This window comes from Tropicimonas sediminicola (assembly GCF_900188335.1).
GTDB classification, from domain to species: Bacteria; Pseudomonadota; Alphaproteobacteria; order Rhodobacterales; family Rhodobacteraceae; genus Tropicimonas; species Tropicimonas sediminicola.
Map to the genome: position 1 here is coordinate 65,186 of NZ_FZOY01000001.1, position 23,973 is coordinate 89,158.

The following is a 23,973-nucleotide window of genomic DNA, read 5'->3' on the forward strand; positions in this document are numbered from 1 at the left end:
TCCCTCTTTCGGGTTCCCTGACAATATGGACCGCTACAGCGACTATCGCCGCATCGCACGCTCGCTTGGCGCGGATGCGGTCGCGCTCGTTCCGGGTGCGAATTTCGAGCGCCTTTTCAATGCCTCCTTCCACAGCCACGAACGACCGCTGGTCGTCGTGATCCCCGTCGAGGGCGCGCCGGCGGCCATCGTGCCGAACCTGGAGCTCCGGAGCTTCGAGCCGCTTGGCTTCGAGGGCGAGGTTTTCGACTGGCGCGACCAGGACGGCCATTCCGAAGCCTTTGCCGCGCTCGCCCGGCACCTGCCGCTGAAAACGCTCGCGGTGGAGGGCCAGGTGATGCGGGTCTTTGTGCACCACGCGCTGGTCACGGCGATCCCGGGCCTGCAGGTGCTGGATGCCGAGCGCGAGATCTCGGCGCTGCGCCGCGTCAAGACCGCCGACGAGATCGCCACGATGGAATGCGCCATCGCCACCTCCGAGAAGGCGCTGGCCGAGGTCCTGGAGCAGGTGCGCATCGGCCAGACCGAGGCCGAGGTGCAGAGCTTCCTCACCCAGGCGCTGTTCCGTCACGGGGCCGAGGATCACGCCTTCGGCCCGATCGTCGCAGGCGGCGACAATTCCGCGCGCCCCCACGCCCATGCGCGCGTCGACTACGCGCTGCGCGACGGCGACTGCCTGCTGTTCGACTTCGGCGCCCGGATCGGCGGGCTCAACGCCGACATCACGCGGACCTTCTTCGTGGGTCATGCGCCGGACGCGGCGCAGGAGGTCTATGAAACGGTGCTTTCCGCCAACCTGCGCGGGATCGAGGCGACCCGGCCGGGCGTCACCGCCCACGACATCGACGACGCCACTACCTCGGTCCTCGAGGCCTCCCGCTTCGCCGACCGGATCCGCCACAAGACGGGCCACGGGCTTGGCCGGGCGGTGCACGAGGCGCCGCAGGTGATGCGCGGCAACCACGAGATCCTTGAACCCGGCATGGTCATCACCGTGGAGCCTGGGCTATACGCCATCGGTGACCTCGGGATCCGGATCGAGGACGACGTCCTCGTCACGGACACCGGGTGCCGCTCGTTGACGACCTTTCCAAAGGACCTGACGGTAATCGGATAATGCTGAATTTCCTCCTGTCCCGCCTGCTCACCTTCGTCCCGACCTTCATCGGGGTGACGCTGATTTCCTTCTCCTTCATCCGCGTGCTGCCGGGCGATCCGATCATCGTGATGGCCGGCGAGCGGGGCATGAGCGAGGAACGTTACGCGGAACTGCAGGCGCAGTTCGGCTTCGACAGGCCGCTCCTGGTCCAGTACTGGGATTACATGACCGGCGTGCTTCAGGGCGACCTCGGCAACAGCTTCGTCACCAAGAAACCGGTGTTCGACGAGTTCTTCGCATTGTTCCCGGCGACGCTGGAGCTGTCGATCTGTGCGATGATCTTCGCCGTGGTCCTCGGCCTGCCCGCCGGCGTCATCGCGGCGATCAACCGGGGCAAGCTGTTCGACCGGACGCTGATGTCCACCGCGCTGGTCGGCTACTCGATGCCGATCTTCTGGTGGGCGCTGCTGATGATCATCGTCTTCTCCGGCTGGCTCGGCTGGACGCCGGTCTCGGGGCGGATCTCGCTGATCTATTTCTTCGACGACGTCACAGGCTTCATGCTGATCGACTCGCTGCTCTCGGGCCAGAAGGGCGCCTTCTCCTCGGCGGTGAACCACCTGATCCTTCCGACGATCGTGCTGGGCACCATCCCGCTTGCGGTGATCGCCCGCCAGACCCGCTCGGCCATGCTGGAGGTGCTGAGCGAGGATTACATCCGCACTGCCCGCGCCAAGGGCCTGCCGCCCTCCCGCGTCACCTATATCCACGCGCTGCGCAACGCGCTGATCCCCGTGGTCACGGTGATCGGCCTGCTGGTCGGCACGCTGCTGGCCGGCGCCATCCTGACCGAGACGATCTTTTCCTGGCCGGGCATCGGCAAGTGGATGGTCGACTCGATCTATCGCCGCGATTACCCGGTGGTGCAGGGCGGTCTGCTGCTGATCGCCGTGATGGTGATGATCGTGAACCTGACCGTCGACGTGCTCTACGGTTTCATCAACCCGAAGATCCGGAAGTCCTGACATGGCCGAGGCAACTGCAAACGTCGAGCGGCCGGGCCGCCTCAAGGAATTCTGGTTCTACTTCCGCGAGAACCGCGGCGCGGTGTTCGGGCTCTGGGTGTTCCTCGCCTTCCTCTTTGTCGCGATCTTCGCGCCGCTGATCGTTCCGCACGATCCCTCCGCGCAGTTCCGCGACCACCTGCTGCAGCCGCCGGCGTGGCAGGAGGGCGGCGACTGGTCCTTCGTGCTCGGCACCGACGCGCTCGGACGCGACCTGCTGTCCCGGCTGCTGATGGGCGCACGCTATTCCTTCTTCGTGGGGATTGTCGTCGTCGTCGTGGCGGCAACGGGGGGCATCACCGTGGGCCTTCTCGCCGGCTTCGCGCCGAAATGGCTCGACTCGATCATCATGCGGATCATGGACGTGATCCTCGCCTTCCCCTCGCTGCTGCTGGCGCTGGTCCTGGTCGCGATCCTAGGCCCGTCACTGCTCAATGCGATGATCGCCATCGCGATTGTGCTGCAGCCCCATTACGTGCGCCTGACACGGGCCTCGGTGATGTCGGAGCGCAACAAGGATTACGTTACCTCGGCCCGCGTGGCGGGTGCCGGGCGCTGGCGGATGATGTTCATCACCGTGCTCCCGAACTGCCTTGCCCCGATCATCGTGCAGGCGGCGCTGTCCTTCTCCACAGCGATCCTCGACGCGGCGGCGCTCGGCTTCCTCGGCATGGGCGCGCAGCCGCCGACACCGGAATGGGGCACCATGCTCGCAGAGGCGCGGGAGTTCATCCTGCGGGCCTGGTGGGTCGTCACCTTCCCCGGCCTTGCGATCCTGGTCACCGTGCTGGCCATCAACCTGATGGGCGACGGTCTGCGCGACGCGCTCGATCCCAAGCTGAAGAGGAGCTGACGACATGGCGCTTCTCGAAGTCCGCAACCTTTCGGTCGATTTCGCCACCACCTCGGGCACGTTCCGTGCGGTGGACGGGTTCGACCTGACGCTCGACAAGGGCGATATCACCGCGGTGGTCGGCGAATCCGGCTCCGGCAAGTCGGTGGCCTTCCTCGCGATGATGGGCCTGCTGCCCTGGACCGCGACGATCACCTCCGACCAGCTCACCTTCGACGGCAACGACCTGCGCGGCATCTCGCCCCGCAAGCGGCGCCAGATCATCGGCAAGGACATGTCGATGATCTTCCAGGAGCCGATGACCTCGCTCAACCCGTGCTACACGGTCGGCTTCCAGATCAAGGAGGCGCTGCGGATCCACCTCGGGATGGACCGCAAGGAGCGCCACGCCCGTGCCATCGAGCTGTTCGAGCAGGTTGGCATCCCGGCGCCCGAGACGCGGCTCTCGGCCTTCCCGCACCAGATGTCGGGCGGCATGAACCAGCGGGTGATGATCGCCATGGCGATCGCCTGCAAGCCCAAGCTGCTGATCGCCGACGAGCCGACGACCGCGCTCGACGTCACGATCCAGGCGCAGATCCTGGAGCTTCTGACCTCGCTGCAGGAAGAAACCGGGATGGCGCTGGTCCTGATCACCCACGATATGGGCGTGGTGGCGGAGACCGCGGAGCGCGTGTCGGTTCAATATGCCGGTCAGAAGGTGGAGATGCAGGACGTGCGCTCGCTGTTTGCGACGCCGCATCATCCCTACACCGCCGCGCTGCTGGCCGCACTGCCGGAGCGCGCCACCACCAAGCACCTGCCGACGATCCCCGGCGTGGTTCCGGGCCAGTTCGACCGCCCGGCCGGCTGCCTGTTCAGCCCGCGCTGCGCCCATGCCGACGAGCGTTGCCGCACCGTCGCGCCGCCCGTCGGCGGGCCGGAGCTCGGCTTCGCCCGCTGCCATTACCCGCTCAACGTGGCCCAAGAGGAAAGCGTATGACCGAGCCAGTCCTCATCGCCGAGAACCTGACGCAGGAATACGTCCTGAAAGGCGGCCTGTTCGGTCAGGACCGCATCGTGCGCGCGCTGACCGGCGCGTCCTTTTCCCTCGAGGCGGGCAAGACACTCGCTGTGGTTGGCGAATCCGGCTGCGGGAAGTCGACGCTGGCGCGCTGCATCACCATGATCGAGGAGCCGGTCGCGGGCAGCTTTGTGCTCGACGGGACGAAAGCCGGGCCGGACACCCACGACAAGCTGCGCACCACCGTTCAGATCGTCTTCCAGGACCCCTACGGCTCGCTCAACCCGCGGCAGCGCTGCGGCCAGATCCTCGAGGAGCCGCTGGTGATCAACCGCCCCGAGATGTCCGCCGAGGAGCGGACGCGGCGGGCGCGGGAGATGCTGGAACTCGTGGGCCTGCGGCCCGAGCATTTCGACCGCTACCCGCACATGTTCTCGGGTGGCCAGCGGCAGCGGATCGCCGTGGGCCGGGCGCTGATGCTGGAGCCCAAGGTGCTGGTGCTCGACGAGCCGGTCTCGGCGCTCGACCTGTCGATCCAGAGCCAGATCCTGAACCTGCTGGTCGACCTGCAGGAGCGGCTGGGGCTTGCCTACCTTTTCATCAGCCACGACCTGTCGGTGGTGAAGCACGTCGCCGACGATGTCATCGTGATGTACCTCGGCCGGCCGGTCGAAGTGGGCAGCAAGGAGGCGATCTTCAGCCACCAGCGGCATCCCTACACCAAGGCGCTGCTCTCGGCGACGCCGATTGCCGACCCGACCCTGCGCAAGGAGCGGATCAAGCTGGTGGGCGAATTGCCGTCGCCGGTGAACATCCCGCCCGGCTGCCCGTTCAGCCCGCGCTGCTGGAAGGCCACCGACAAGTGCCGGACCGAGCGTCCGGAACTGGAAGGCCAGCCGCACGCCGTGGCCTGCCACTTCCCGGAGTGATCGTCGGGTCGCGGTGTGATCTTGCGGAATCTCGCCGCAGTGCAGAATTGTTGAAGGGCTGGCCAAGGGCTTCTACACTTCGCCTGCGGCCCCCGCCGAGCGGTGCGGACACAGCCAAAGGAGGTCCCGATCATTTCCGGTCGGCCCATATCGACTTTGTCCAGGTCGGCGCGTGCCCGGGATTTCGTGGCCGCGTTCGATCTTTGGTGGCAGGATCCCGGCGCCGAGGGGTTTCCCTTCGGTTCCGCCGTCGATGCCAGCCATGAGGTTGGCAAGCAGTTCCTGCCTGAAGAAATGATCGGCTGCCTTGCCCGGTTGCGCGAGGCGCGGTCCCGCGTTGGTGGGGGCGCCGAGGCGCAGCGGTTGCTCGACGGCTTCCTCGACTGCGCGCTGGACAAGCACGAGGGCCGCTACGACTACGCCACCTATTGCGCCCTGAAGGTTCTCGACTTCCCGGACGACGGTACCGGTTTCCACGATCCCGCAGGGGTGCTCGAACAGCGCGATCTCGGTCTGCTCGCGCTGATGGGCGATTTGCTCGGCTTTGAACTCGACGCGCTGGAAGGCCGGGCGGAGATCCTGCCGCTGATGCGCCCCGGGGCGGAGCTTGGGCGGCGCCGACTGCGCCTGACACGGGCGGCGCTGCGCCCGTCGCTCGACCGGGCCGGGCTGGCGATCCGCTCGGACGAGCCAGAGGACGCGGCGCGGAAAGTGCTCGAGGCGATCGGACCACGGGTTTCGCAGCAGATGCGGCGCCGGCTCGCCGCCAGCATGCTGCCGGTTCACGTCGTGCACGACGAATACCTGTTCCTGCGGGTGCTGCAGGGCTTCGAACTGAGCTTTGCCTGGATCGCCGTCTCGCTCCGGCAGGCCATCGACGCCATGCCATCTGCGCCCGCGGCGTCGCTCGGCTGGCTGCACCTCGCAAACCAGCTCCTGCGGGAGGTGTCCCGGCTCTTTCCGCTGATCGGCTCGATGCAGCCCGCGGCCTTTCACGAGTTCCGCCGCTATACCGAGGGCGCCAGCGCCATCCAGTCGGCCGGCTACAAGACGGTCGAGGCGCTGTGCCGCCGGCCCGATGCGGAGCGGCTGGACTCGCCCGCCTACCGCTCGGTGCCGGAGGTGCAGGCCGCCGTGCAGGAAGGCCTGCCCACGCTGGAGGATGCGCTGGCGGCGATGAACGAGGATCCCGAAGCGGATGTTGCCCTGCGCGGGGAGATCGAGGCGGAGCTTGCCGCCTTTGCCCGCCAGTTGCTCCGCTGGCGGCAGGCGCATTACCAGATCGCCCGCCGTTTTCTCGGCAACCGCTCCGGCACGGGCTATACCGAGGGGCTTCCCTATCTCGACAAGGGCCGGTCCGTCCCTGTGTTTCGCGCCGCCAGCCTCCGCGAGACCTGAGCCGGGCGCCACCTCAGAAAATTCGGTCGCAGGCCCCGATGGCGGCGTTAATCCGGCTCGCATTGGCGAGGTCGTTGGAGCGGGCCCGGGCCTCCGCCGCATCGGGGGGCAGGCCATGATCCAGCCAGCGGCGGATCAGCCGTTCCAGCAGGACATCCTCGCCGACCTTCAGGAAGCAGCTGAAATCCCAAAGGGGTGCGAGCTTGTCCCAGGGACTTTCGGCGAAACACAGGTAATTGCCCTCGACCACGGCGATCCGGTCCTGCGGGCCGATCTCGACCGCACCGGCGATGGATATGTCGCGCTCGCGGTCGAAGGTGGGCAGGATGACCTGCGGTTCCTCGCGCAGGCGCCGGACGGCATGGACAAAGCCCTCGCCGTCGAAGGTCTCCGGCGCGCCCTTCCGGTGCAGCAAGCCGCGGGCGGTGAGCAGGGCGTTGTCGAGGTGGAACCCGTCCATCGGCACCAGGACCGCCGCCGCGCCGTGCTGGTTCAGCCTGTCGGTGAGGCGGGCGGCAAGCGTGGATTTGCCGGAGGCGGGCGGGCCCGCGATGGCGATAAGGCTGCGCACCCCGCTTGGCCGGACCGACAGCGCGATTTCCGCTAGCTCCGTCAGCCGATCCTCGTCCATCGCGCATTCTCCTCCCGGTCAGGCCGGCTCTTCCCGGCTTCAGGACACAGGGAATCCGGATGCCTTGTCAAGCCAAGTGAAACCCCGTTAGCTTTTCTGACCGGGGTTCGGAGAAGGCCCTGTTCCCCGGTGCAACCGGAGGACCAGACGTGGTGACGACACCGGAACAGCCGGCCTCTCGCAATTGGACAAGTTCGGTGCGCGGCTCGAACCAGAGCGGCTTGCGGGCGCATAACGAACGTCTCGTGCTGTCGCTGTTGCGCCGCGAGGGACCGATGGCAAAGGCGGAGATCGCGCGGGTCTCCGGGCTGTCGGCGCAAACCATCTCCGGCATCATGCGACGGCTGGAGGAGGACGGGCTGCTGAAACGGGGCGAGCCGATCCGCGGCAAAGTCGGCCAACCTTCGATGCCGATGCACCTCGCTCACGATGGCGCCTATTTCCTCGGGCTGAAGATCGGTCGCCGCTCGGTCGACCTGATCCTGATCGACTTTCTCGGCAAGGTGCTGGGGCGGGTCCACCGGACCCATCCCTATCCGACCCCGGACGCCGTCATGGGCTTTGCGCTCGAGGCGCTCGGAGAACTGCAGGCCAAGCTTCCGCCAGAGAAGCGGCCGCGTATCGCGGGTCTGGGCATCGCCATGCCGTTCCGGCTCTGGGACTGGGCGGTCTCGATCGGTGCGCCGCTGGACGACATGGAAGCCTGGCGCGACCGGGATATCCGCACCGAACTGGCCGACCGCCTCGATTTCCCGGTCTACCTTTGCAATGACGCCTCCGCGGCCTGCGGGGCGGAGCTGGTGTTCGGTACGGGAGAGCGGCCGCAGGTGTTTCTGCATTTCTTCATCGGCTATTTCATCGGCGGCGGGCTGGTTCTGAACGGCAATCTCTATACCGGGCGGACCGGCAATGCCGCGGCGCTTGGGTCTCTGCCGATCCCGGGGCCGGCAGGCACCTATGCGCAGCTCGTCGATGTCGCCTCGCTTTGCGTGCTGGAGCAGGAGGTCCGCGCCGCAGGCAGGCCGACGGAAAGCCTCTGGAACCCGCCCGAGGGCTGGGACGTGCCGCCCGCGATCCTCGACACCTGGATCAGCGAGGCCTCCGCGAGCCTGGCTTATGCCATCGCCGCCGCGGCTTCGGTCATCGATTCCGAGGTGGTGATGATCGACGGCTGGCTTCCGGTCGACGTGCGCCGCAGGCTGGTGGAAGGCACCGACCGTGTCCTGCAGGACCTCGACGTCGGCGGCATCGAGAAGCCGAACGTGCGCCCCGGCACCATCGGACAGGACGCAAGGTCCCTCGGCGCGGCGAGCCTGCCGCTGTCCGATCGGTACCTGCTCGACCTCAACGCGATGATGCTTCCCTCCTGATGGCCGGCATTGATGCCCGCGCCGCCGCCCGTTAGCGTGGCCCACGGCCGGCCCGCAACGCCGCCCCATCCGAAAGAGGTCCCATGTCGAGCGGCGAGGATTTCAGCTACGTCAGCCATCTTGCGCTGGACCGCCTGCTGTCGGCGCAGCAGCCGGTGTCGGGCAGGCATGACGAGATGCTCTTCATCATCCAGCACCAGACCAGCGAACTCTGGATGCGGCTGGTCATTGCCGAGCTGGAGGCCGCCCGGTCCGGGCTGCGCGCCCGCGACCTGCGCCGAGCGCTCAAGGCGCTCGGGCGGACGGGCGTGGTGTTCGATCAGCTTGTCAGCAGTTGGGACGTGCTGCGCACCCTGACCCCGGTGGATTTCGCGAGCTTCCGCGGCGAACTCGGCACGGCGTCGGGCTTCCAGTCCTTTCAATACCGGATGATCGAGTTCATGCTGGGCAACCGGTCGGTCGAGATGCTGGAGCCGCATCTTGGCGACCCGGCCGTCGCCGACACGCTGAACGCCGAACTGGCGCGCCCCTCGGTCTACCAGGAGGCGCTCGGGTGCCTCGGTGCGGAACTGGGCGTCGACCTGTCGGGGGCCTGTATCCCTCGCAGCGATGCCCACGCGCCCGACCCGGACGTGCTGCGGGCCTGGGGCGCTGTCTATGCCGACCCCGACCGATACCCCGCGCTCTTCGACCTCGCCGAGGCGCTGGTCGGGATCGAGGACCGGTTCCGGTGCTGGCGGTTCAACCATGTGACAACGGTGGAGCGGGTGATCGGCTTCAAGCGCGGCACCGGCGGGACGAGCGGCGTGAGCTACCTGCGCCGGATGCTCGACGTGGAGCTTTTCCCCGAGCTTTGGCAGGTGCGGACGACGATCTGACACGGGGCAGGTCTGCCCCCTTTCAATGTGATGGGCACTCACCTAGCCTTGCCGCGCAGGCACCGATCCGGGTGTCCGGGAAAAGGGGGCAATGTCCTGATGAAACTGAAGATCCTGCTTGCAGCTTCGACGCTGCTGTTCGCCGCCGGCTGTGGCATGATGAACCGTGACACGAGCTATGCCGAGCGGAGCGAAACCGTGACGCTGACCGGCACCATCGAGGAGGTGGACCTAGAAAGCCGCCTGTTCAAGGTGCGCGACGGCAGAACCGCGGTCGTGTTCCGCGCCGGTCCGCAGGTGCAGAACCTCGACCAGGTGATGGTCGGAGACCAGGTGACGCTCGACTATTACGAGTCGGTTGCGGTCGGCATGGCCGATCCGGACGATCCCGGCACGGCGGTCGGCGAGGTGATTGGTGGCGTGGCCGCGCCCGGCGAACGGCCCGCGGCCGGCGTGATCGGCTCGGTGACCGGCGTGGTCGAGTTCGTGTCCTACGACCCCGATACGCAGATCGCGACCGTGAAGCTGCAGGACGGCACCCTGGAGACCGCCCGCGTTCAGCCGGAGATGCAGGCCTTCGCAGCCGCGCGCGTGCCGGGGGACCGCATCGTCGTGGTGATCGACCGTGCCGTTGCCATCGCCGTGACCGCCGCGGAATGAGCTTCGCTCCCTTGAGGGGAGCGGTCTCACAATAATACGCCCCGCCGGGATGCCGGCGGGGCGTTTGCCGTTGTGAGGGCTGTCGGACCGAATGATCCGCCGTAGGTCAGCATGCCCTGCCTTTGCTGCCGGCGCCTGGGTACTGCGGTGAGCGACAAAGGGCCAGGCTGAGCGGACTGAAGGCTAGTGCGGTTTCTGCTTGCTGGCCTCCAGCCGGTTCTTGAACAGGAACATCGGCAGGAGGATGTTGGCGATCAGCGCGCCGAGCCAGACGAGGAGCGTCGCTGCGAGCCATGTCGCGAGCCCGTCCATCGACATGTTGGACACGATGGCGTTGGTGATGCCGAGGCCCACGAAGGTCGTCACCAGCGCCACGCCGCCCTTGAGCGCCGGCACGTTCTTGTCCGAAAGCTTGGTGATGATCGGCGCGGCGATGGCCTCGACCAGCGACAGCAGCAGCGTCGCGACCAGGAAGCCGGTGAAGCTCAGCGTCAGCCCATCGAGCAGCAGGGCTGCAACCAGGAGCCCGACGCCGTTCGCGAGGATATAGAAGAGAACCGATATCAGCGTACGCATCATGGAATTCGCCCTCCGCATAGGATTTACCCCTCGATTCCTAGCCAAGTCCCGCTCTTCGGACAACAATCCCCGCTGTAGCTTACGCTGGGGCACTCTGCGCTTGCTGCTGTTCAAGGCGCATCGATCTGCCTAACCTCAAGGGTGTCGGACACCTGCGCGCCATCGGTCTGGCCGGGGCCGCAGCAGACAGGAGGCCCGAATGCCCGCCAGACCCACCGGCAAGAACTCCCGCACCATCGGTCGGGGTTTCATCGAGGCGATCAATGACCCCGGGGTCCGCATCCTTCTGGCTTTGACGGCGACGGTGATCCTCGGCGGGGCGCTGGTCTATTCCCTGCTCGAGGGCTGGGGCTTCGTCGACTCGATCTACTTCGCGACGGTCACCCTGGCCACGGTCGGCTATGGGGATCTTGCGCCGCAGACGACATTGGGGCGGTTGTTCACCGTGGGCTACATCATCCTCGGGATCGGCCTTTTCGTGGCCCTTGCAAGCGCCATGGCGGATCACCTGATCCGGCGCGCCAAGCAAGACCACGGCTACAACGACGGCTCCGACAGGGATGACCCGCCTCCCTCAGGCTGACCTCGGACAGAGGGAACGATTTGCGGGAGCGCAGCCGTCGCTTGAACCGGAAGACCGGTGGTGGTCCCGGACCGCCCGGATCCTGTTGAGTCTCCGCTGTCAGGCACGTATCTCTTCGACAAGGACGTGTGCCTCTGGCCGGATCGTCCAGGCTGCTGCGGTTCCGGCGAAGCGCCGGTCCAGGAAGGGAGGGCGACAGTGACCCAGATCGATACCCCGGACGCCCTGCTGCGCGCCCTGTTCGCGCGGGCGGTGGAAGTCGCCGACCCGATGGCGGTGATCCCGCACCAACTTCCATCGAAACCCGCCGGTCGGGTCGTCGTTGTCGGTGCGGGCAAGGCCTCGGCGCGGATGGCGGAGGCCGTGGAGAGCCAGTGGGGGCCCTGCGAGGGGCTGGTGATCACGCGCTACGGCTATGCCCGGCCCTGCGCCGGGATCGAGATCGTCGAGGCGGCGCATCCGGTTCCGGACGCCGCGGGGCTCGAGGCCACCGCACGCATGCTCGCCCTGCTGGACAGCCTCGGGCCGGAGGATTACGTGCTGGCGCTGATCTCGGGCGGCGCATCGGCGCTGCTGGTGCAGCCTGCCGGCAAGATCACGCTGGAGGAAAAGCAGTCGGTCAACGCGGCCTTGCTCGCCTCCGGCGCGCCCATCGACAAGATGAACACCGTGCGCAAGCACCTCAGCCGCGTGAAGGGCGGCCAGCTCGCCGCGGCGGCGCATCCGGCGCGGATGCTGGCGCTGATGATCTCGGACGTGCCGGGCGACGATCCGGCCTTCATCGGCTCCGGGCCGACCGTTGGCGACGCCACCACCGCGGGTGATGCGCTGGCGATCCTGCAGCAATGGAGCGTGCCGATGCCCGAGTCGGTCTACGGCGCGCTCGACGAGCAAACCGGCGTGATCCCTCCGGGCGATCCACGGCTGTCGCTGGTGGAGAACCGTGTCGTCGCCGCGCCGTCGCTTTCGCTCGCAGCGGCCGAGGAGAAGGCCCGTGCCGCCGGTTGCGAGGTGGTCATGCTCGGCGGTGACGTCGAGGGCGAAGCGCGTCTGGTGGCGCGCCAGCAGGCGCGCGCGGCCCTGGCGGCGCGAGGGGAACGTCCCGTCCTGTTGCTGTCGGGCGGCGAGTTGACCGTCACCCGGCGCGGCGACGGCGTCGGCGGCCCGAATGCCGAGTTCGCGCTGGCTCTGGCGATCGAGCTGGCCGGCGCGCCGGGCATCCACGCCATCGCCTGCGACACCGACGGTGTCGACGGGGCGGCGGAGGTCGCCGGCGCGATCATCGACCCGTCGACATTGACGCGGGCGGCCGAGCTGGGCTGGGATCCGCGGATTGCGTTGGAACGTAACGACGCCCACAGCTTCTTTGCTGCGCTGTCCGACCAGGTGATCACCGGGCCGACGCTGACCAACGTCAACGACTTCAGGGCGATCCTCGTCGAACCGGCTTCGTGACATTGGGGGCACGGAGGTAGGGCAGTTCTGCAACAGGTGTGCGGCATACAGGTCCCGTCCTTGTCGCTCCCCATACCGGCACCTAGATCAGGGTGCATGATGCGCGCCCTGCCGTTCCTGAACAGGAATCCACTGGTATCTGTCATCCGTCTGGACGGCCTGATCGTGGCTGGCCAGCGCGGATTGAACAATGCCGGCACCGGCGCGATGATCGAACGCGCTTTCACGCGCGGCAAGCCGAAGGCGGTGGCGCTGGTCATCAACTCGCCCGGCGGCTCGCCGAGCCAGTCCTCGCTGATCGCCGCCCGCATCCGGCGTCTTTCCGAGGAAAAGAACATCCCCGTCACGGCTTTCGTCGAGGACGCGGCGGCGTCGGGCGGTTACTGGCTGGCCTGCGCCGCGGATGACATCATCGTCGACGAGAATTCCATTGTCGGCTCGATTGGGGTGATCTCGGCCTCTTTCGGACTGCAGGAATTCATCGCCCGTTTCGGTGTCGAGCGGCGGGTCCATACGGCCGGGGAAAGCAAGAGCTTCCTTGATCCTTTCCAGCCGGAAAAAGCCGAGGACGTGGCGCGGTTGAAGGACTTGCAGGAGCAGATCCACGGCAATTTCATCGCCCACGTCCAGACTCGGCGGGGCGACAAGCTCGACAAGGAAACACGTTTGTTCACCGGCGATGTCTGGGTCGGGCGCAAGGCTGTCGAGGTCGGTCTGGCGGACGAGGTGGGTCATCTGGTGCCGGTGATGAAACGACGCTACGGCGACAAGACGAAATTCGCGGTGCACGGGCCGCGGCGCAGCCTGCTTCGGCGCCTCGGCATTTCTGCCGGGGCCGAGGTTGTCGCCGGGCTGGAGGAGCGGGCGCTTTGGGCAAGGTACGGACTCTGACGTGCTGGTAAAGGTCGTCACCTTTTTCCTGATCGGCATGGCCGTGATGGCGATGTTCGGCCGGCTGCGCTGGCCGGGCGGGGCACGACGGATCGGCCGGAAAGACCCGCGACCTGCAAAACCTGCAAAATGCAAGGCATGCGGCGCCTTTATCATCGGCGATGGCCCATGCCCCTGCCAGAAGGATAAGTGAATGCTGATCGATGTTGCCCTGGCCGGGCTGGGGCTTGTGATCCTCCTTCTGGCGGGGGACGCACTGGTGAAAGGCGCGGTGAACCTCGCGCTGCGTATCGGCATTCCGGCCCTGCTCGTCTCGTTGACGATCGTGGCCTTCGGCACCTCGGCACCGGAACTTCTTGTCTCGATCCAGGCCATCCTGATGGACGCGCCGGGCATCGCGCTTGGCAACGTCATCGGATCCAACATCGCGAACGTTCTGATGGTGCTCGGCGTACCCGCGATCCTGACCGGGCTGCACACCTCAGGCTGCGACACCCGCAAGACCTATGTGATGATGATCGTCGCGACGGTCGTTTTCATCGGGCTCGCCTATACCGACCTGTTCAACTGGGTCGACGGGACAGTGCTGCTGTTCATGCTGGCCTTGATGCTGGGCGACGCCTTCCGCACCGCCTACCTGCATCGCCGCGAAGTGCGCAGTGCGGAGGCCGCGGCAAAGCTGGCGGCTGAGTCCTGCAGCCTGAACGGCGACGAGGAGGAGGTCGAAGGCGCCGATCCCTCGCTGCCGATGTGGAAGATCCTGGTCTTTCTCGGCCTCGGGCTGATCGGCTTGCCGCTCGGGGCGGATATCCTCGTCGACTCCGCGGTTCGCATCGCCGAGGCGCTGGATGTTCCCGAAACGGTGATCGGCCTGACGCTCGTGGCCATCGGGACCTCGCTCCCGGAACTGGCGACAACGGTCATGGCCGCATTGCGCGGGCAGACCGAGATCGCCATGGGCAACGTCATCGGCTCGAACCTGTTCAACATGCTGGCGATCATCGGCATCGCGAGCTTCGTGGGGCCGATCCCGGTCGATCCGAACACCCTGCGCTTCGATGTCTGGGCGATGCTCGCCTCGTCGCTGCTCCTCGTCCCATTCGTCTTCATGAAGCGCGACATCACCCGCGTCTGGGGCGGGCTGTTCACGGCGCTCTATGTTGGCTACCTTCTGGTGGTGATTGCCTGATACAGCCGAAGGGACGGGAATGACCGAGAAACGTGCGTTGGTGACGGGCGGCGCGCGTCGGCTGGGCCGCTCCATGGCGCTGTACCTGGCCGACCGCGGGCATGACGTCGCCGTCCATTACAACGGCTCGGCCGAGGAGGCCGCAACGGTGGTGGAGGAGATCCGGCACCGTGGCCGCGCGGCAGTGGCCGTCCGGGCGGACCTGACGGACGAGGCGGCGATGCAGGCGCTTGTGCCAGCCGCGGCGGAGGCGCTCGGCGGGCCATTGAACCTGCTGGTGAACAACGCCTCGATCTTCGACTACGACACCATCGCGACCGCGACGCGTGAGAGCTGGGACCGTCACATCGAATCCAACCTCCGCGCGCCGGTCGTGCTGACCCAGCGGTTCGCCGAGCAGGCGCCAAGGGCGATCCTCGACCACAACCACGAGCCGCTGCCCCAATCGCTCGTCGTCAACATGATCGACCAGCGGGTGCGCAAGCTGACGCCGGCCTTCATGAGCTATACCATCGCCAAGATGGGCCTCTGGGCGTTTACGCGGACGTCGGCACAGGCGCTGGCACCCCACGTGCGGGTCAACGCGATCGGTCCCGGCCCGACGCTCATCGGCGAGCGGCAGACCGACGATCACTTCGCCCGGCAGCGGCGCGCGACCATCCTGGAGCGTGGCGCCAACCCCGAGGACATCACCGCCGCGCTCGGATATCTGATCGATGCGCCGGGCGTCACGGGGCAGCTTCTCTGTGTCGACGGGGGGCAGCATCTGGGGTGGAAGACGCCGGATGTGCTTGGTCCGGAGTAGCAGTATTGCAGCGCCCTCACGTCACTTATGCACGTTTGGCAAGCGCTTCACAAATCCGTTAGGAAACCTTTATAAAAATCAAGCAATTGGCCGAAGCCCCTTAAAATTTCATTCAAAAACAATGCCTTATTTTTCCGCCCAAAAATTAGGCATATTAATCAATCGCTGAAAAAACAACGAGAATTTCCGGACGTCGAAGGGTTATCCAACGGGTTATCCACAGAAATCGTGGACATGTTTCCAGTTGCCCTTGCCGTCGCTACGTTGCAGCGGATCGAAGGAATCGAAAGTTAACGGGAGGTTAGAGTGACACCGGCCGACAACCAGGAGGCGAATGGCGATCAGGCGCCGGCGGAAACGCTCACAGGCCACCGCCGTATCCACGCCTACCTGAAGACGCTGGAGAGCTCGCCCGGCGTCTACCGGATGCTCGATGCCGAGAGCCGGGTTCTCTATGTCGGCAAGGCGCGCAACCTCAAGGCACGGGTCTCGAGCTATGCGCGCCCGACAGGGCACAGCCCGCGCATCGCCCGGATGATCTCGGAAACGGCCTCGATGATGTTCCTCACCACGAGGACCGAGGCCGAGGCGCTGCTGCTGGAGCAGAACCTCATCAAGCAGCTCAAGCCGCGCTACAACGTGCTGCTGCGGGACGACAAGTCTTTCCCGAACATCCTCGTGGCCAAGGACCACGCCTTTCCGCAGATCAAGAAGCACCGCGGCGCCAAGAAGGAGAAGGGCGCCTATTATGGCCCCTTCGCCAGCGCGGGCGCAGTGAACCGGACGCTGAACCAGTTGCAAAAGGTGTTTCTGCTGCGCAACTGCACCGATGCGACGCTGGAGAGCCGCACGCGGCCCTGCCTGCTCTACCAGATCAAGCGCTGCTGCGCGCCCTGCGTCGGCCATGTGACCGAAGAGGAATACGCGGCCCTGGTGCAGGACGCCGAGATGTTCCTGCAGGGCCGGTCGACCAATATCCAGGCGGAACTGGCCGAGCAGATGCAGGCCGCGTCCGACGCGATGGAGTTCGAGCGGGCGGCGGCCCTGCGCGACCGGATCCGGGCGCTGACCCAGGTGCAGTCGGCCCAGGGCATCAACCCGCGCGGCGTGGCGGAGGCCGATGTGATCGGGCTGCACATGGAGGGAGGGCAGGCCTGCGTGCAGGTGTTCTTCATCCGCGCCAACCAGAACTGGGGCAACCACGATTACTATCCCCGCACCGGCGGCACGCAGTCGGTGGGCGAGGTCATGCGCTCCTTCCTCGGTCAGTTCTACGACGGCAAGGAGCCGCCGCGGCAGCTCATCCTGTCGCACGACATCGAGGACCGGGAATTGCTGGTCGAGATCCTGTCGGAGCGCGCCGGGCGCAAGGTGGAGATCCTCGTGCCGCAGCGGGGCGAGAAGGCGGAACTGGTGGTCGGCGCGGTGCGCAATGCGCGGGAGTCGCTGGCGCGGAAGATGTCGGAATCGGCGGCGCAGTCGCGGCTGCTGGCGGGCCTTGGCGAGGCGTTCGATCTCGGCGGACCGCCGGGCCGGATCGAGGTCTATGACAACTCCCACATCCAGGGCACCAACGCCGTCGGCGCGATGATCGTGGCCGGGGCGGAGGGCTTCGTGAAGAGCCAGTACCGCAAGTTCAACATCCGTGGCGAGGACCTGACGCCGGGCGACGATTTCGGCATGATGAAGGAGGTCCTGATGCGGCGCTTCCAGCGTCTGCTGAAGGAGGACCCGGACCGCCAGTCCGAAGCTTGGCCGGACCTGCTGCTGATCGACGGCGGCGCGGGACAGGTGAGCGCGGTGGCCGAGATCATGGCCGAGCTTGGCGTGGAAGACGTGCCCTTCGTCGGCGTGGCCAAGGGCTTGGACCGCGATGCCGGCAAGGAGGAATTCCACCGCCCCGGACAGCGCCCCTTCGCGCTGCGCCACAACGACCCCGTGCTCTATTTCATCCAGCGCTTGCGCGACGAGGCACACCGGTTCGCCATCGGGGCGCACCGCCAGAAGCGGGCGAAGGCCGTGGGGGCGACGCCTCTGGAGGAGATCCCCGGTGTCGGCGCGACCCGCAAGCGTGCGTTGCTGGCGCATTTCGGCTCCGCCAAGGCCGTGAGCCGGGCCAACCTTGCGGACCTCAAGGCCGTGGACGGCATCAGCGAAGGGCTGGCGGAGCGGATCTACGACCATTTCAACGAGGGCGGCTGAGACTCCCGGCGACCGGAGTGTCGCGCGAAGTTCACATGTGTTTCGTGATGCTTACACCTGCCTGTCACGGTTCGGCAGGAGGAACGGGGCGGTTCTAGCTCACGGAGATTTGCCATGACCCGCCTGGCTTCCCTTGCCACCTTCCTCCTCGCCTCCGCATCGGCCGCGACGCTCGCCGCCGCCGAGCCGCAGGTCTTCACCGCGACCCTGCGCGCCCATGCGGAGCTGCCCGGCCCGTCCTTCCTCGTCGCGCCCGCCGATGCGCCCGAGATGTTCGACATGTCCGGCCGTTTCACCGATGGCGAACGCGTCGAAACGCTCTACGGTATCTTCGACGAGAAGACCGGCCTCTCGCGTCCCTTTCCCGGCCAGCCGCTGCAGGGCTTTTCGGGCATCCGCTCGCTGGGCGACGACCGCTTTCTCGTGCTCACCGACAATGGGTTCGGCTCCAAGGCGAACTCCGCCGACGTGCTGCTGATGTTCAACGTGATCGAGGTCGACTGGGAGACTGGCCGCGTGATGGTCGAGAAGACCACCTGGCTCTCCGATCCCGACCGGATCGTGCCCTTTCCGATCGTCAACGAGGCGACCGAGAGTCGTTTCCTGACCGGTGCTGATTTCGACATCGAGTCGATCCAGCCTGTGGGAGACCATTTCTGGATCGGGGACGAGTTCGGCCCCTGGCTCTTCGAGGTCGACGCCGAGGGCCGCATCCTGCAGGTGCTGGCCACCGAGCCGGGCGGCGTGCTCCACCGTTCGCCCGACAACGCCTTTGTCGCCACCCCGAATGCCGGCGGTGCGGCGGCCGAGGAGATGGTCGCCATGCGATCCGGCGGCTACGAGGGCATGGCCCTGTCCGAGGACGGCAAGACGCTCTACCCGCTGCTCGAGAAACTCGTCTGGGACGCCGGGGCCGGCGCGCCCGAGACCGTCTCCGACAAGCCCGTGCTGCGGATGTTCGAGTTCGACACCGAGGCCGGCGCCTGGGGCGACACGATCCGCTATTACCCGCTCGAGGCCGCCAATCACGCCATTGGCGACTTCAACATCATCGGCGGCACCCGCGCGCTGATCATCGAGCGCGATGGCGGGCAGGGCGGCGACTGGTCGGAGAAACCGGCCATGTTCAAGCGGATCTACCTGGTGGATCTCGACCGTGCCGACGAGAACGGCGTGCTGGAGAAGATCGCCTATATCGACCTGATGGACATCGCGGATCCCGACGGCGTCGCGCCGCGCGGCACCACGGACAGGGTGTTCACCTTCCCGTTCGTGACCATCGAGGACGTGGACCGCGTCGACGAGACGACCATCGTGGTCGCCAACGACAACAACTTCCCTTTCTCGGTCGGCCGTGAAGAGGGGCGCGCCGACGACAACGAGTTCATCCTGCTCGACGTCGCCGACTTCCTCAACGCGGAGTGATCCCGCGGCGCCGCTTGCCGGTTCCCGGCCGGCAAGCGGTTGCATCGGCTCTTTCCAGTCTCCGCCCGGAGCGGTAGACCGGTGCCATGACGTGGACCTTTCCGAATATCCTCACAGTCGCCCGGTTGGTGGCCGCACCCTTCGTGCTGCTGATCTTCGTGCTGCTGCCGCGTCCGCTGTCGGACTGGGTGGCGCTGCTGCTCTTCGTCGGCGCGTCGGTGACGGATTGGTTCGACGGCTATCTCGCCCGTGCCTGGAAACTGCAAACCAAGCTCGGCGCGATGCTCGACCCCATCGCCGACAAGGCGATGGTGGTCATCGCCCTCGCTGCGCTGGTCGGCCTGATGGGGTTCTCCCCGCTGGTCGTGGTCCCGGTGGCGCTGATCCTGCTGCGCGAGGTCTTCGTTTCCGGATTGCGGGAATTCCTCGGTGACACCGCCGGCACGCTCAAGGTGACCAAACTCGCCAAGTGGAAGACCACGGTGCAGATGTTGGCAATCTCGGTGCTCCTGGCCTTTGGCGGGCTGGTGAGCGGGATCGAGGCGAACACGGCCGGCATGGATTCGCAGGTCGCAACGGCGATCCTCGACGGCGAGGCCGCGGATCACTTCGGCCTGCGCTGGAAGGCCGCCGCCGCCTCGGTCTGCTTCGTCACGGGGATCGTGCTGCTCTGGGCCGCGGCGGCGCTGACGGCCATCACCGGCTGGGACTATTTCAACAAGGCCCGGCCCTATCTGAAGGACTGATGCGCGTGATCGACGTTCTCTATTTTGCCTGGGTTCGCGAGCGGGTCGGCCTGCCGAAGGAGCGGGTCGAGACGGAGGCCGAAACGGTCGCACAGCTTGTCGAGGAACTGCGCGGCCGCGAGGAGCGGTATGCGCTGGCCTTTTCCGATCTCTCCGCGCTCCGCGTCGCCGTCGACCAGGAGCTGACCGATTTCGACGCCCCGCTTGCCGGTGCCCGCGAGGTTGCGTTCTTCCCGCCGATGACGGGGGGCTGAATGGAGATCCGGGTCCAGAGCGAAACCTTTCTGCCGGGCGAGGAGCTGGACGCCTTCACCGCGCGCGTCGACGGGGCAGGGGCCGTCGTGAGCTTCACGGGGATCGTCCGCGACGACAGCGGTGCACTGGCGGAGATGGTGATCGAGCATTACCCCGGCATGACCGAGCGGGCGTTGGAGAAGATCGCTGCCGAGGCCTGCGAGCGCTGGAGCCTCGCCGATGTGCTGGTGATTCACCGTTTCGGCCCGCTTGCGCCGAACGAGCAGATCATGATGGTCGCCACGGCTTCCCGCCACCGGAAGGACGCCTTCGATGCGGCCGAGTTCCTGATGGATTACCTCAAGTCCCGCGCGCCTTTCTGGAAGAAGGAGCGCAGCCGCAACGGCGAAAGCTGGGTCGCGGCGAAGGACAGCGACGAGGACGCGCTGACCCGCTGGTAGCTCCTGGTGCGGCGGCTCAGGCCGCGCCGCCGAGCCGGTCCACCTCGGAACGCAGCTCCTCGGCCTCGCGCCGGGCGTCCCGAAGCCCTTCCATCGCCGCCTGCAGTTCCGCCTCGGTCTGGGTCAGCTGGTTGGACAGCTCCGCCTCGCGCTGCTGCAGATAGGTGATCGCCTGGTCGCGGGTCTCCTCCGCGTCGTGGAGCTCCTGCGCCATGCGGTCCAGCTCGCCCATCTCGGACTGGGTCACCCGGGTCACCCGATGGATCAGCCAGGAGGCGAACCAGCCGAGCAGGAACGCGACGAACAGGACCGCGGCGGTGGCGATGATGAATTCGGAACGGTTCACTGGGTATCCTCCGTGTCGCCGTCGCCGCTGTCGTCGGCCGGCTGGTCGTCTGCTTCTTCGTTGCTCGCGGGAGCGGCGCCCGAGGTGGCGTCGAGTTCCTCGGCCTCGCCTTCGGCCTCGGGCGCGTCCGCCTCGTCCGTCTCGGCACCCTCTTCAGGCTGCTCCGCGTCTTCGGCGGCTTCGTCGGAGCCTTCCTCCGCCTCGGCGCTGTCCTCGTCCTCGGTCACCAGCCGGAACTCGATCCGGCGGTTGGCCTCGCGGCCCTCTTCGATGTCGTTGTCGGCGATCGGTTCGCTTTCGCCATAGCCGCGGGCGGTGATGCCGGAGGTCAGCACCCGCCGGGCGATCAGCGCCTGCAGCACCGAGTCGGCCCGTGCCTGGGACAGGTCGAGGTTCATCTCCTCGCGGCCCTGGCTGTCGGTATGCCCGGCGATCTCGATCTCCATCTCGACGTCGCGGCAGGATTTCAGGATGTCCGCGATCTGGGAGATCAGGCGGATCGCCGAACCCGCCACCTCGGTCGAGCCGGGCTCGAAAGAGATCTTCTCCTGCGCCTGCACGGCAATCACGCGGGCGATGCATTCCTCGGGCGTCGGCAGTTCGACCACCGGATCGAGAGATTCGTCATAGGTGACGTCGATCGCGTATTTCTGCGAGTTGCCGAGCTTCTCCTCCAGCGTCCGGGCGACGGCGGCCTGGCTGTCGGCGTTGCCGGAGGTGCCGCGCACATCGACGAAATCGGCGGTGACGGTGACCGAGCCGTGTTCCAGCTCGGTGAGCGCCTCGAGCCCGGCCAGCACGCGCACCGGCCATTCCTCCGGCAGACCGTCGTCGATCCGCGTGGCGGTGTAGACGGTGCCGACGCCGAACCGCGCCTTGGCGTAGCTCTCCACGGTGTTGCGCACGAGGGGGTTGTTGAGCCGGCCGCGCAGCTGCACCTGGCCCTCGGGACTGCGGGTGGCCGAGAATTCCGGCGGAGCGGCCTCTGCCTCGTCATCCTCCGGCGTGGCGGGCTCCGGCAGGACGGAATGCAGCGAAAAGACGTCCGGCAGGTTGGATTCCAGCTCGCCGACGATCCGGTCGAATACCGCCTGCGGTGTCTCTTCCGGTGCGATAAGCGTGACATCGGCGTCGGCATAGGTGATCGAGCCGCCGCCCAGTTCGGAGACGGCCTTGATGCCGAGGATGGTCGCGTTGGTCCAGTCCGGGCTCGGGACGCCAAGCGCCAGCGTACAGTCCAGGCCCTCGGTCAGGCCGGCCTCGGCGGCGGCCTGCAGGATGCGGCCCTGGTTGCGCTCGGTGTCGACCGAGCAGGCATCGAACCGCGGCTGGCCGTCGTCGATCAGGAAACGCAGGGTGAACGGGGTCACCACGGGCCGGGGCGCCGTGATGTTGACGCGGACGTTGACGCTGGAGGGAACCCGCCGGTTGATGAGGGTCTCGAAGGATTGCTTCTGTTCCTCGGAATCGGCGATCGCGTCGATCGTGACCCTGCCGGACGAGATCGAGACCTTTGACCGCGGCAGCCGCGACAGCGCCGTCAGCCCGTATTGCACCGACGCGTCCCAGCCGCGCGGCTCGGGGTAGCTGGCGACCTCGAGCAGGTCCGTGACCTGGGCGCCGCTGGCCATCTCGGTGATGGTCTTGACCGTCGCCTCGCGGTCGAAGCTTTCGGGGACGAGGCCGATCAGGGTCACGCCCTCGTCGTTGCGCATGATCTCGATGGAGAACTTCGGGGGGGCGAGCGGCTCGGTCGGGGTCACGGTCGTTCCGTCGACGATCCGGGTCGCCTCGACCATGGTGCCGGCGATGTGCAGCGCGTTGAAGCGCTGCGCCTCGGTCGGGGCAATGCCGCCGATGTGAACCTGCAGGCCGTCGGTGTTGACATCGGCCCATTCATGGCCGGCTTCGATCAGCGCGATGCGGACCGCATCCCCGGACCGGGTCTCGATCGTGTTCGCCGCGAGGGTGGCGACGATCCAGCACCCGATGGCTGCAAGGAAGAGCGAGACGGCGGAGATGATCTTCGGACCCAGGCGCATGCGTTCACTTCTTCCTCATTCCCTGTCCGGTTGTCTTAGTGGGCCAAGGCATTGGGATCAATCGCCGCGACCCCCGCCAGACAGGCGGGGAGCCGCCGATTCACGACCGCGTGAGATCGTCCGGGCGTCAGACGAGAAGCGCCAGCAGGAACGCCGCGACCAGGATCATCCCGGTCTGCGTGAGCGCGCGGAAGGTCGAGAGGCACGACGCTGGGTCGGAGATGTCGAGCCGGGCGGTCTGCCAGGTCATGTGCAGACCCATCCCCCAGGCCCCGACAAGCGCGATGGCGAGCGCCAGCGGATTGCCCGCCGGGGCGAAGGCAAGGATCACGCCGACGGTCATCATCAGCACCGTGCTCATCATGAACAGCCGCAGCCAGCCGGGCGTCTCGTCGCCGAACAGCCGCGCGGTGGATTTCACGCCGATCAGCGTGTCGTCCTCGATGTCCTGGTGGGCGTAGATCGTGTCGTAGTAGAGCGTCCAGAAGACCCCGCCGAAGAACAGGAACAGCGGCGCGAGGCTGATCTCGCCGGTATGGGCCGCCCAGGCGACCAGCACACCCCAGTTCAGGTTCAGGCCGAGAATCAGCTGCGGCCACCAGGTGAAGCGCTTGCCGAACGGGTAGAGCGCCACGAGGCCGAGCGAGGCGATGCCGATCCAGATCGCGGTGGCGTTGAAGGTGAGCAGGATCAGGAAAGCCAGCAGAAGCTGGATTCCCATCCAGATCATCGCGTTCTTCACGGTCACCTGGCCTGAGGGCAGGGGGCGCGACTTGGTGCGTTCCACCCGCGCGTCGATCTCGCGGTCGGTGATGTCGTTCCAGGTGCAGCCCGCGCCGCGCATCAGCACCGCGCCGAGCACGACCGCGATGGCGATCCACCAGTCGACGGCCCGCCAGCCCGTGGCCGCGGCGGCGGCCAGCAGCCCCCACCAGCTCGGGATGATCAGCGTCCAGAACCCCACCGGACGGTCGGCCCGCGACAGGCGCAGGTAGGGGCGCAGCACCGGTGGCGAAACGCCGTCGACCCAGTTGCCGGCGACGGCATCCGAGACCGCGCCCGGAACCGGGGCTGGGGAGGTTTCGGGGGTGCTCTCTGGCGTCTTTGGCAAGTCGGTCATATGGTCCGCC

The 23,973-nt window shown here is 66.9% G+C and carries 25 protein-coding genes; 20 read left to right on the plus strand and 5 right to left on the minus strand.

Translation table 11 applies throughout. The features are described 5' to 3' along the window. Positions 1 to 25: 25 nt before the first annotated feature. From CHB86_RS00285 to CHB86_RS00310, 6 genes are all read left to right on the plus strand, one after another. Positions 26 to 1,117 (plus strand): M24 family metallopeptidase, encoded by a 1,092-nt coding sequence (locus CHB86_RS00285; protein ID WP_089230559.1) that lies wholly within the window; start codon positions 26 to 28, stop codon positions 1,115 to 1,117. After that, a complete protein-coding gene (locus CHB86_RS00290; protein ID WP_089230560.1) occupies positions 1,117 to 2,124 on the plus strand; it encodes an ABC transporter permease subunit in 1,008 nt (335 codons plus the stop codon). The genes CHB86_RS00285 and CHB86_RS00290 overlap by 1 nt, the downstream gene beginning before the upstream one ends. A gap of 1 nt (position 2,125) precedes the next feature. Next, a complete protein-coding gene (locus CHB86_RS00295) occupies positions 2,126 to 3,016 on the plus strand; it encodes an ABC transporter permease subunit (protein WP_089230561.1) in 891 nt (296 codons plus the stop codon). A 4-nt stretch (positions 3,017 to 3,020) separates the two neighbouring features. After that, positions 3,021 to 3,998, plus strand: a complete 978-nt coding sequence (locus CHB86_RS00300; protein WP_089230562.1) for an ABC transporter ATP-binding protein — start codon at positions 3,021 to 3,023, stop codon at positions 3,996 to 3,998. After that, positions 3,995 to 4,948 carry an ABC transporter ATP-binding protein gene (locus CHB86_RS00305; protein WP_089230563.1) on the plus strand — a complete coding sequence of 318 codons (954 nt, stop codon included), beginning with the start codon at positions 3,995 to 3,997 and terminating at the stop codon, positions 4,946 to 4,948. The genes CHB86_RS00300 and CHB86_RS00305 overlap by 4 nt, the downstream gene beginning before the upstream one ends. Positions 4,949 to 5,134: 186 nt before the next feature. Next, a complete protein-coding gene (locus tag CHB86_RS00310) occupies positions 5,135 to 6,346 on the plus strand; it encodes a tryptophan 2,3-dioxygenase (RefSeq protein WP_141134796.1) in 1,212 nt (403 codons plus the stop codon). Between the two features lie 13 nt (positions 6,347 to 6,359). Here the strand turns inward: CHB86_RS00310 and CHB86_RS00315 are convergent, their stop codons facing one another. Next, entirely contained in the window at positions 6,360 to 6,977 is a 618-nt protein-coding gene (locus CHB86_RS00315; protein WP_089230565.1) for a nucleoside/nucleotide kinase family protein, read from the minus strand. A gap of 197 nt (positions 6,978 to 7,174) precedes the next feature. Between CHB86_RS00315 and CHB86_RS00320 the strand changes: the two genes are divergently transcribed. The 3 genes from CHB86_RS00320 (at position 7,175) to CHB86_RS00330 (ending at position 9,885) form a co-directional block, all read left to right on the plus strand. Then, on the plus strand, positions 7,175 to 8,347 hold the full coding sequence (locus CHB86_RS00320; RefSeq protein ID WP_245837682.1) for an ROK family transcriptional regulator: 1,173 nt from the start codon (positions 7,175 to 7,177) through the stop codon (positions 8,345 to 8,347). A gap of 83 nt (positions 8,348 to 8,430) precedes the next feature. Further along, positions 8,431 to 9,225: a tryptophan 2,3-dioxygenase gene (locus tag CHB86_RS00325; RefSeq protein WP_089230566.1), complete on the plus strand. Its 795-nt coding sequence runs from the start codon at positions 8,431 to 8,433 to the stop codon at positions 9,223 to 9,225. 99 nt (positions 9,226 to 9,324) lie between these two features. Next, complete coding sequence (locus CHB86_RS00330; protein ID WP_089230567.1) at positions 9,325 to 9,885, plus strand: hypothetical protein; 561 nt, start codon at positions 9,325 to 9,327, stop codon at positions 9,883 to 9,885. Between the two features lie 183 nt (positions 9,886 to 10,068). Here the strand turns inward: CHB86_RS00330 and CHB86_RS00335 are convergent, their stop codons facing one another. Next, positions 10,069 to 10,464, minus strand: a complete 396-nt coding sequence (locus CHB86_RS00335) for a phage holin family protein (protein ID WP_089230568.1) — start codon at positions 10,462 to 10,464, stop codon at positions 10,069 to 10,071. Positions 10,465 to 10,663: 199 nt separating this feature from the next. Between CHB86_RS00335 and CHB86_RS00340 the strand changes: the two genes are divergently transcribed. From CHB86_RS00340 to CHB86_RS00390, 11 genes are all read left to right on the plus strand, one after another. After that, positions 10,664 to 11,047: a potassium channel family protein gene (locus CHB86_RS00340; RefSeq protein WP_089230569.1), complete on the plus strand. Its 384-nt coding sequence runs from the start codon at positions 10,664 to 10,666 to the stop codon at positions 11,045 to 11,047. Positions 11,048 to 11,254: 207 nt separating this feature from the next. Further along, entirely contained in the window at positions 11,255 to 12,502 is a 1,248-nt protein-coding gene (locus tag CHB86_RS00345) for a glycerate kinase type-2 family protein (RefSeq protein ID WP_089231540.1), read from the plus strand. A 96-nt stretch (positions 12,503 to 12,598) separates the two neighbouring features. Then, positions 12,599 to 13,393, plus strand: coding sequence for a S49 family peptidase (locus CHB86_RS00350; protein ID WP_089230570.1), 795 nt, complete (start codon positions 12,599 to 12,601; stop codon positions 13,391 to 13,393). A 1-nt stretch (position 13,394) separates the two neighbouring features. Continuing rightward, complete coding sequence (locus tag CHB86_RS00355; RefSeq protein WP_089230571.1) at positions 13,395 to 13,586, plus strand: hypothetical protein; 192 nt, start codon at positions 13,395 to 13,397, stop codon at positions 13,584 to 13,586. Continuing rightward, positions 13,587 to 14,582, plus strand: a complete 996-nt coding sequence (locus CHB86_RS00360; protein WP_089230572.1) for a calcium/sodium antiporter — start codon at positions 13,587 to 13,589, stop codon at positions 14,580 to 14,582. 19 nt (positions 14,583 to 14,601) lie between these two features. Next, a complete protein-coding gene (locus CHB86_RS00365; protein ID WP_089230573.1) occupies positions 14,602 to 15,387 on the plus strand; it encodes an SDR family oxidoreductase in 786 nt (261 codons plus the stop codon). 378 nt (positions 15,388 to 15,765) lie between these two features. Next, positions 15,766 to 17,589 carry an excinuclease ABC subunit UvrC gene (uvrC, locus tag CHB86_RS00370; protein ID WP_245837726.1) on the plus strand — a complete coding sequence of 608 codons (1,824 nt, stop codon included), beginning with the start codon at positions 15,766 to 15,768 and terminating at the stop codon, positions 17,587 to 17,589. A gap of 114 nt (positions 17,590 to 17,703) precedes the next feature. Next, positions 17,704 to 19,014 carry an esterase-like activity of phytase family protein gene (locus CHB86_RS00375; protein ID WP_089230575.1) on the plus strand — a complete coding sequence of 437 codons (1,311 nt, stop codon included), beginning with the start codon at positions 17,704 to 17,706 and terminating at the stop codon, positions 19,012 to 19,014. 86 nt (positions 19,015 to 19,100) lie between these two features. Continuing rightward, positions 19,101 to 19,760, plus strand: coding sequence for a CDP-diacylglycerol--glycerol-3-phosphate 3-phosphatidyltransferase (pgsA, locus tag CHB86_RS00380; protein WP_089230576.1), 660 nt, complete (start codon positions 19,101 to 19,103; stop codon positions 19,758 to 19,760). Between the two features lie 5 nt (positions 19,761 to 19,765). Further along, positions 19,766 to 20,014, plus strand: a complete 249-nt coding sequence (moaD, locus tag CHB86_RS00385; RefSeq protein ID WP_089231542.1) for a molybdopterin converting factor subunit 1 — start codon at positions 19,766 to 19,768, stop codon at positions 20,012 to 20,014. Next, positions 20,015 to 20,455: a molybdenum cofactor biosynthesis protein MoaE gene (locus CHB86_RS00390; protein ID WP_089230577.1), complete on the plus strand. Its 441-nt coding sequence runs from the start codon at positions 20,015 to 20,017 to the stop codon at positions 20,453 to 20,455. A gap of 16 nt (positions 20,456 to 20,471) precedes the next feature. Here CHB86_RS00390 and CHB86_RS00395 read toward each other — a convergent pair whose 3' ends face one another. From CHB86_RS00395 to ubiA, 3 genes are all read right to left on the minus strand, one after another. Then, entirely contained in the window at positions 20,472 to 20,801 is a 330-nt protein-coding gene (locus CHB86_RS00395) for a hypothetical protein (protein WP_089230578.1), read from the minus strand. Continuing rightward, positions 20,798 to 22,843: an OmpA family protein gene (locus CHB86_RS00400; protein ID WP_089230579.1), complete on the minus strand. Its 2,046-nt coding sequence runs from the start codon at positions 22,841 to 22,843 to the stop codon at positions 20,798 to 20,800. The genes CHB86_RS00395 and CHB86_RS00400 overlap by 4 nt, the downstream gene beginning before the upstream one ends. 127 nt (positions 22,844 to 22,970) lie before the next feature. After that, a complete protein-coding gene (ubiA, locus tag CHB86_RS00405; RefSeq protein WP_089230580.1) occupies positions 22,971 to 23,963 on the minus strand; it encodes a 4-hydroxybenzoate octaprenyltransferase in 993 nt (330 codons plus the stop codon). Between the last annotated feature and the right edge of the window lie 10 nt (positions 23,964 to 23,973).

Excerpts from the sequence above, each read along its gene's own strand:
- pgsA (WP_089230576.1), top strand. The coding sequence starts at position 19,101 with ATGACGTGGACCTTTCCGAATATCCTCACAGTCGCCCGGTTGGTGGCC.
- CHB86_RS00290 (WP_089230560.1), top strand. The coding sequence starts at position 1,117 with ATGCTGAATTTCCTCCTGTCCCGCCTGCTCACCTTCGTCCCGACCTTC.
- CHB86_RS00360 (WP_089230572.1), top strand. The coding sequence starts at position 13,587 with ATGCTGATCGATGTTGCCCTGGCCGGGCTGGGGCTTGTGATCCTCCTT.
- CHB86_RS00305 (WP_089230563.1), top strand. The coding sequence starts at position 3,995 with ATGACCGAGCCAGTCCTCATCGCCGAGAACCTGACGCAGGAATACGTC.
- CHB86_RS00390 (WP_089230577.1), top strand. The coding sequence starts at position 20,015 with ATGGAGATCCGGGTCCAGAGCGAAACCTTTCTGCCGGGCGAGGAGCTG.
- CHB86_RS00325 (WP_089230566.1), top strand. The coding sequence starts at position 8,431 with ATGTCGAGCGGCGAGGATTTCAGCTACGTCAGCCATCTTGCGCTGGAC.
- CHB86_RS00340 (WP_089230569.1), top strand. The coding sequence starts at position 10,664 with ATGCCCGCCAGACCCACCGGCAAGAACTCCCGCACCATCGGTCGGGGT.
- CHB86_RS00350 (WP_089230570.1), top strand. The coding sequence starts at position 12,599 with ATGATGCGCGCCCTGCCGTTCCTGAACAGGAATCCACTGGTATCTGTC.
- CHB86_RS00315 (WP_089230565.1), bottom strand. The coding sequence starts at position 6,977 with ATGGACGAGGATCGGCTGACGGAGCTAGCGGAAATCGCGCTGTCGGTC.
- CHB86_RS00335 (WP_089230568.1), bottom strand. The coding sequence starts at position 10,464 with ATGATGCGTACGCTGATATCGGTTCTCTTCTATATCCTCGCGAACGGC.
- CHB86_RS00300 (WP_089230562.1), top strand. The coding sequence starts at position 3,021 with ATGGCGCTTCTCGAAGTCCGCAACCTTTCGGTCGATTTCGCCACCACC.
- CHB86_RS00285 (WP_089230559.1), top strand. The coding sequence starts at position 26 with ATGGACCGCTACAGCGACTATCGCCGCATCGCACGCTCGCTTGGCGCG.
- ubiA (WP_089230580.1), bottom strand. The coding sequence starts at position 23,963 with ATGACCGACTTGCCAAAGACGCCAGAGAGCACCCCCGAAACCTCCCCA.
- CHB86_RS00400 (WP_089230579.1), bottom strand. The coding sequence starts at position 22,843 with ATGCGCCTGGGTCCGAAGATCATCTCCGCCGTCTCGCTCTTCCTTGCA.
- CHB86_RS00330 (WP_089230567.1), top strand. The coding sequence starts at position 9,325 with ATGAAACTGAAGATCCTGCTTGCAGCTTCGACGCTGCTGTTCGCCGCC.
- CHB86_RS00375 (WP_089230575.1), top strand. The coding sequence starts at position 17,704 with ATGACCCGCCTGGCTTCCCTTGCCACCTTCCTCCTCGCCTCCGCATCG.
- CHB86_RS00295 (WP_089230561.1), top strand. The coding sequence starts at position 2,126 with ATGGCCGAGGCAACTGCAAACGTCGAGCGGCCGGGCCGCCTCAAGGAA.
- CHB86_RS00365 (WP_089230573.1), top strand. The coding sequence starts at position 14,602 with ATGACCGAGAAACGTGCGTTGGTGACGGGCGGCGCGCGTCGGCTGGGC.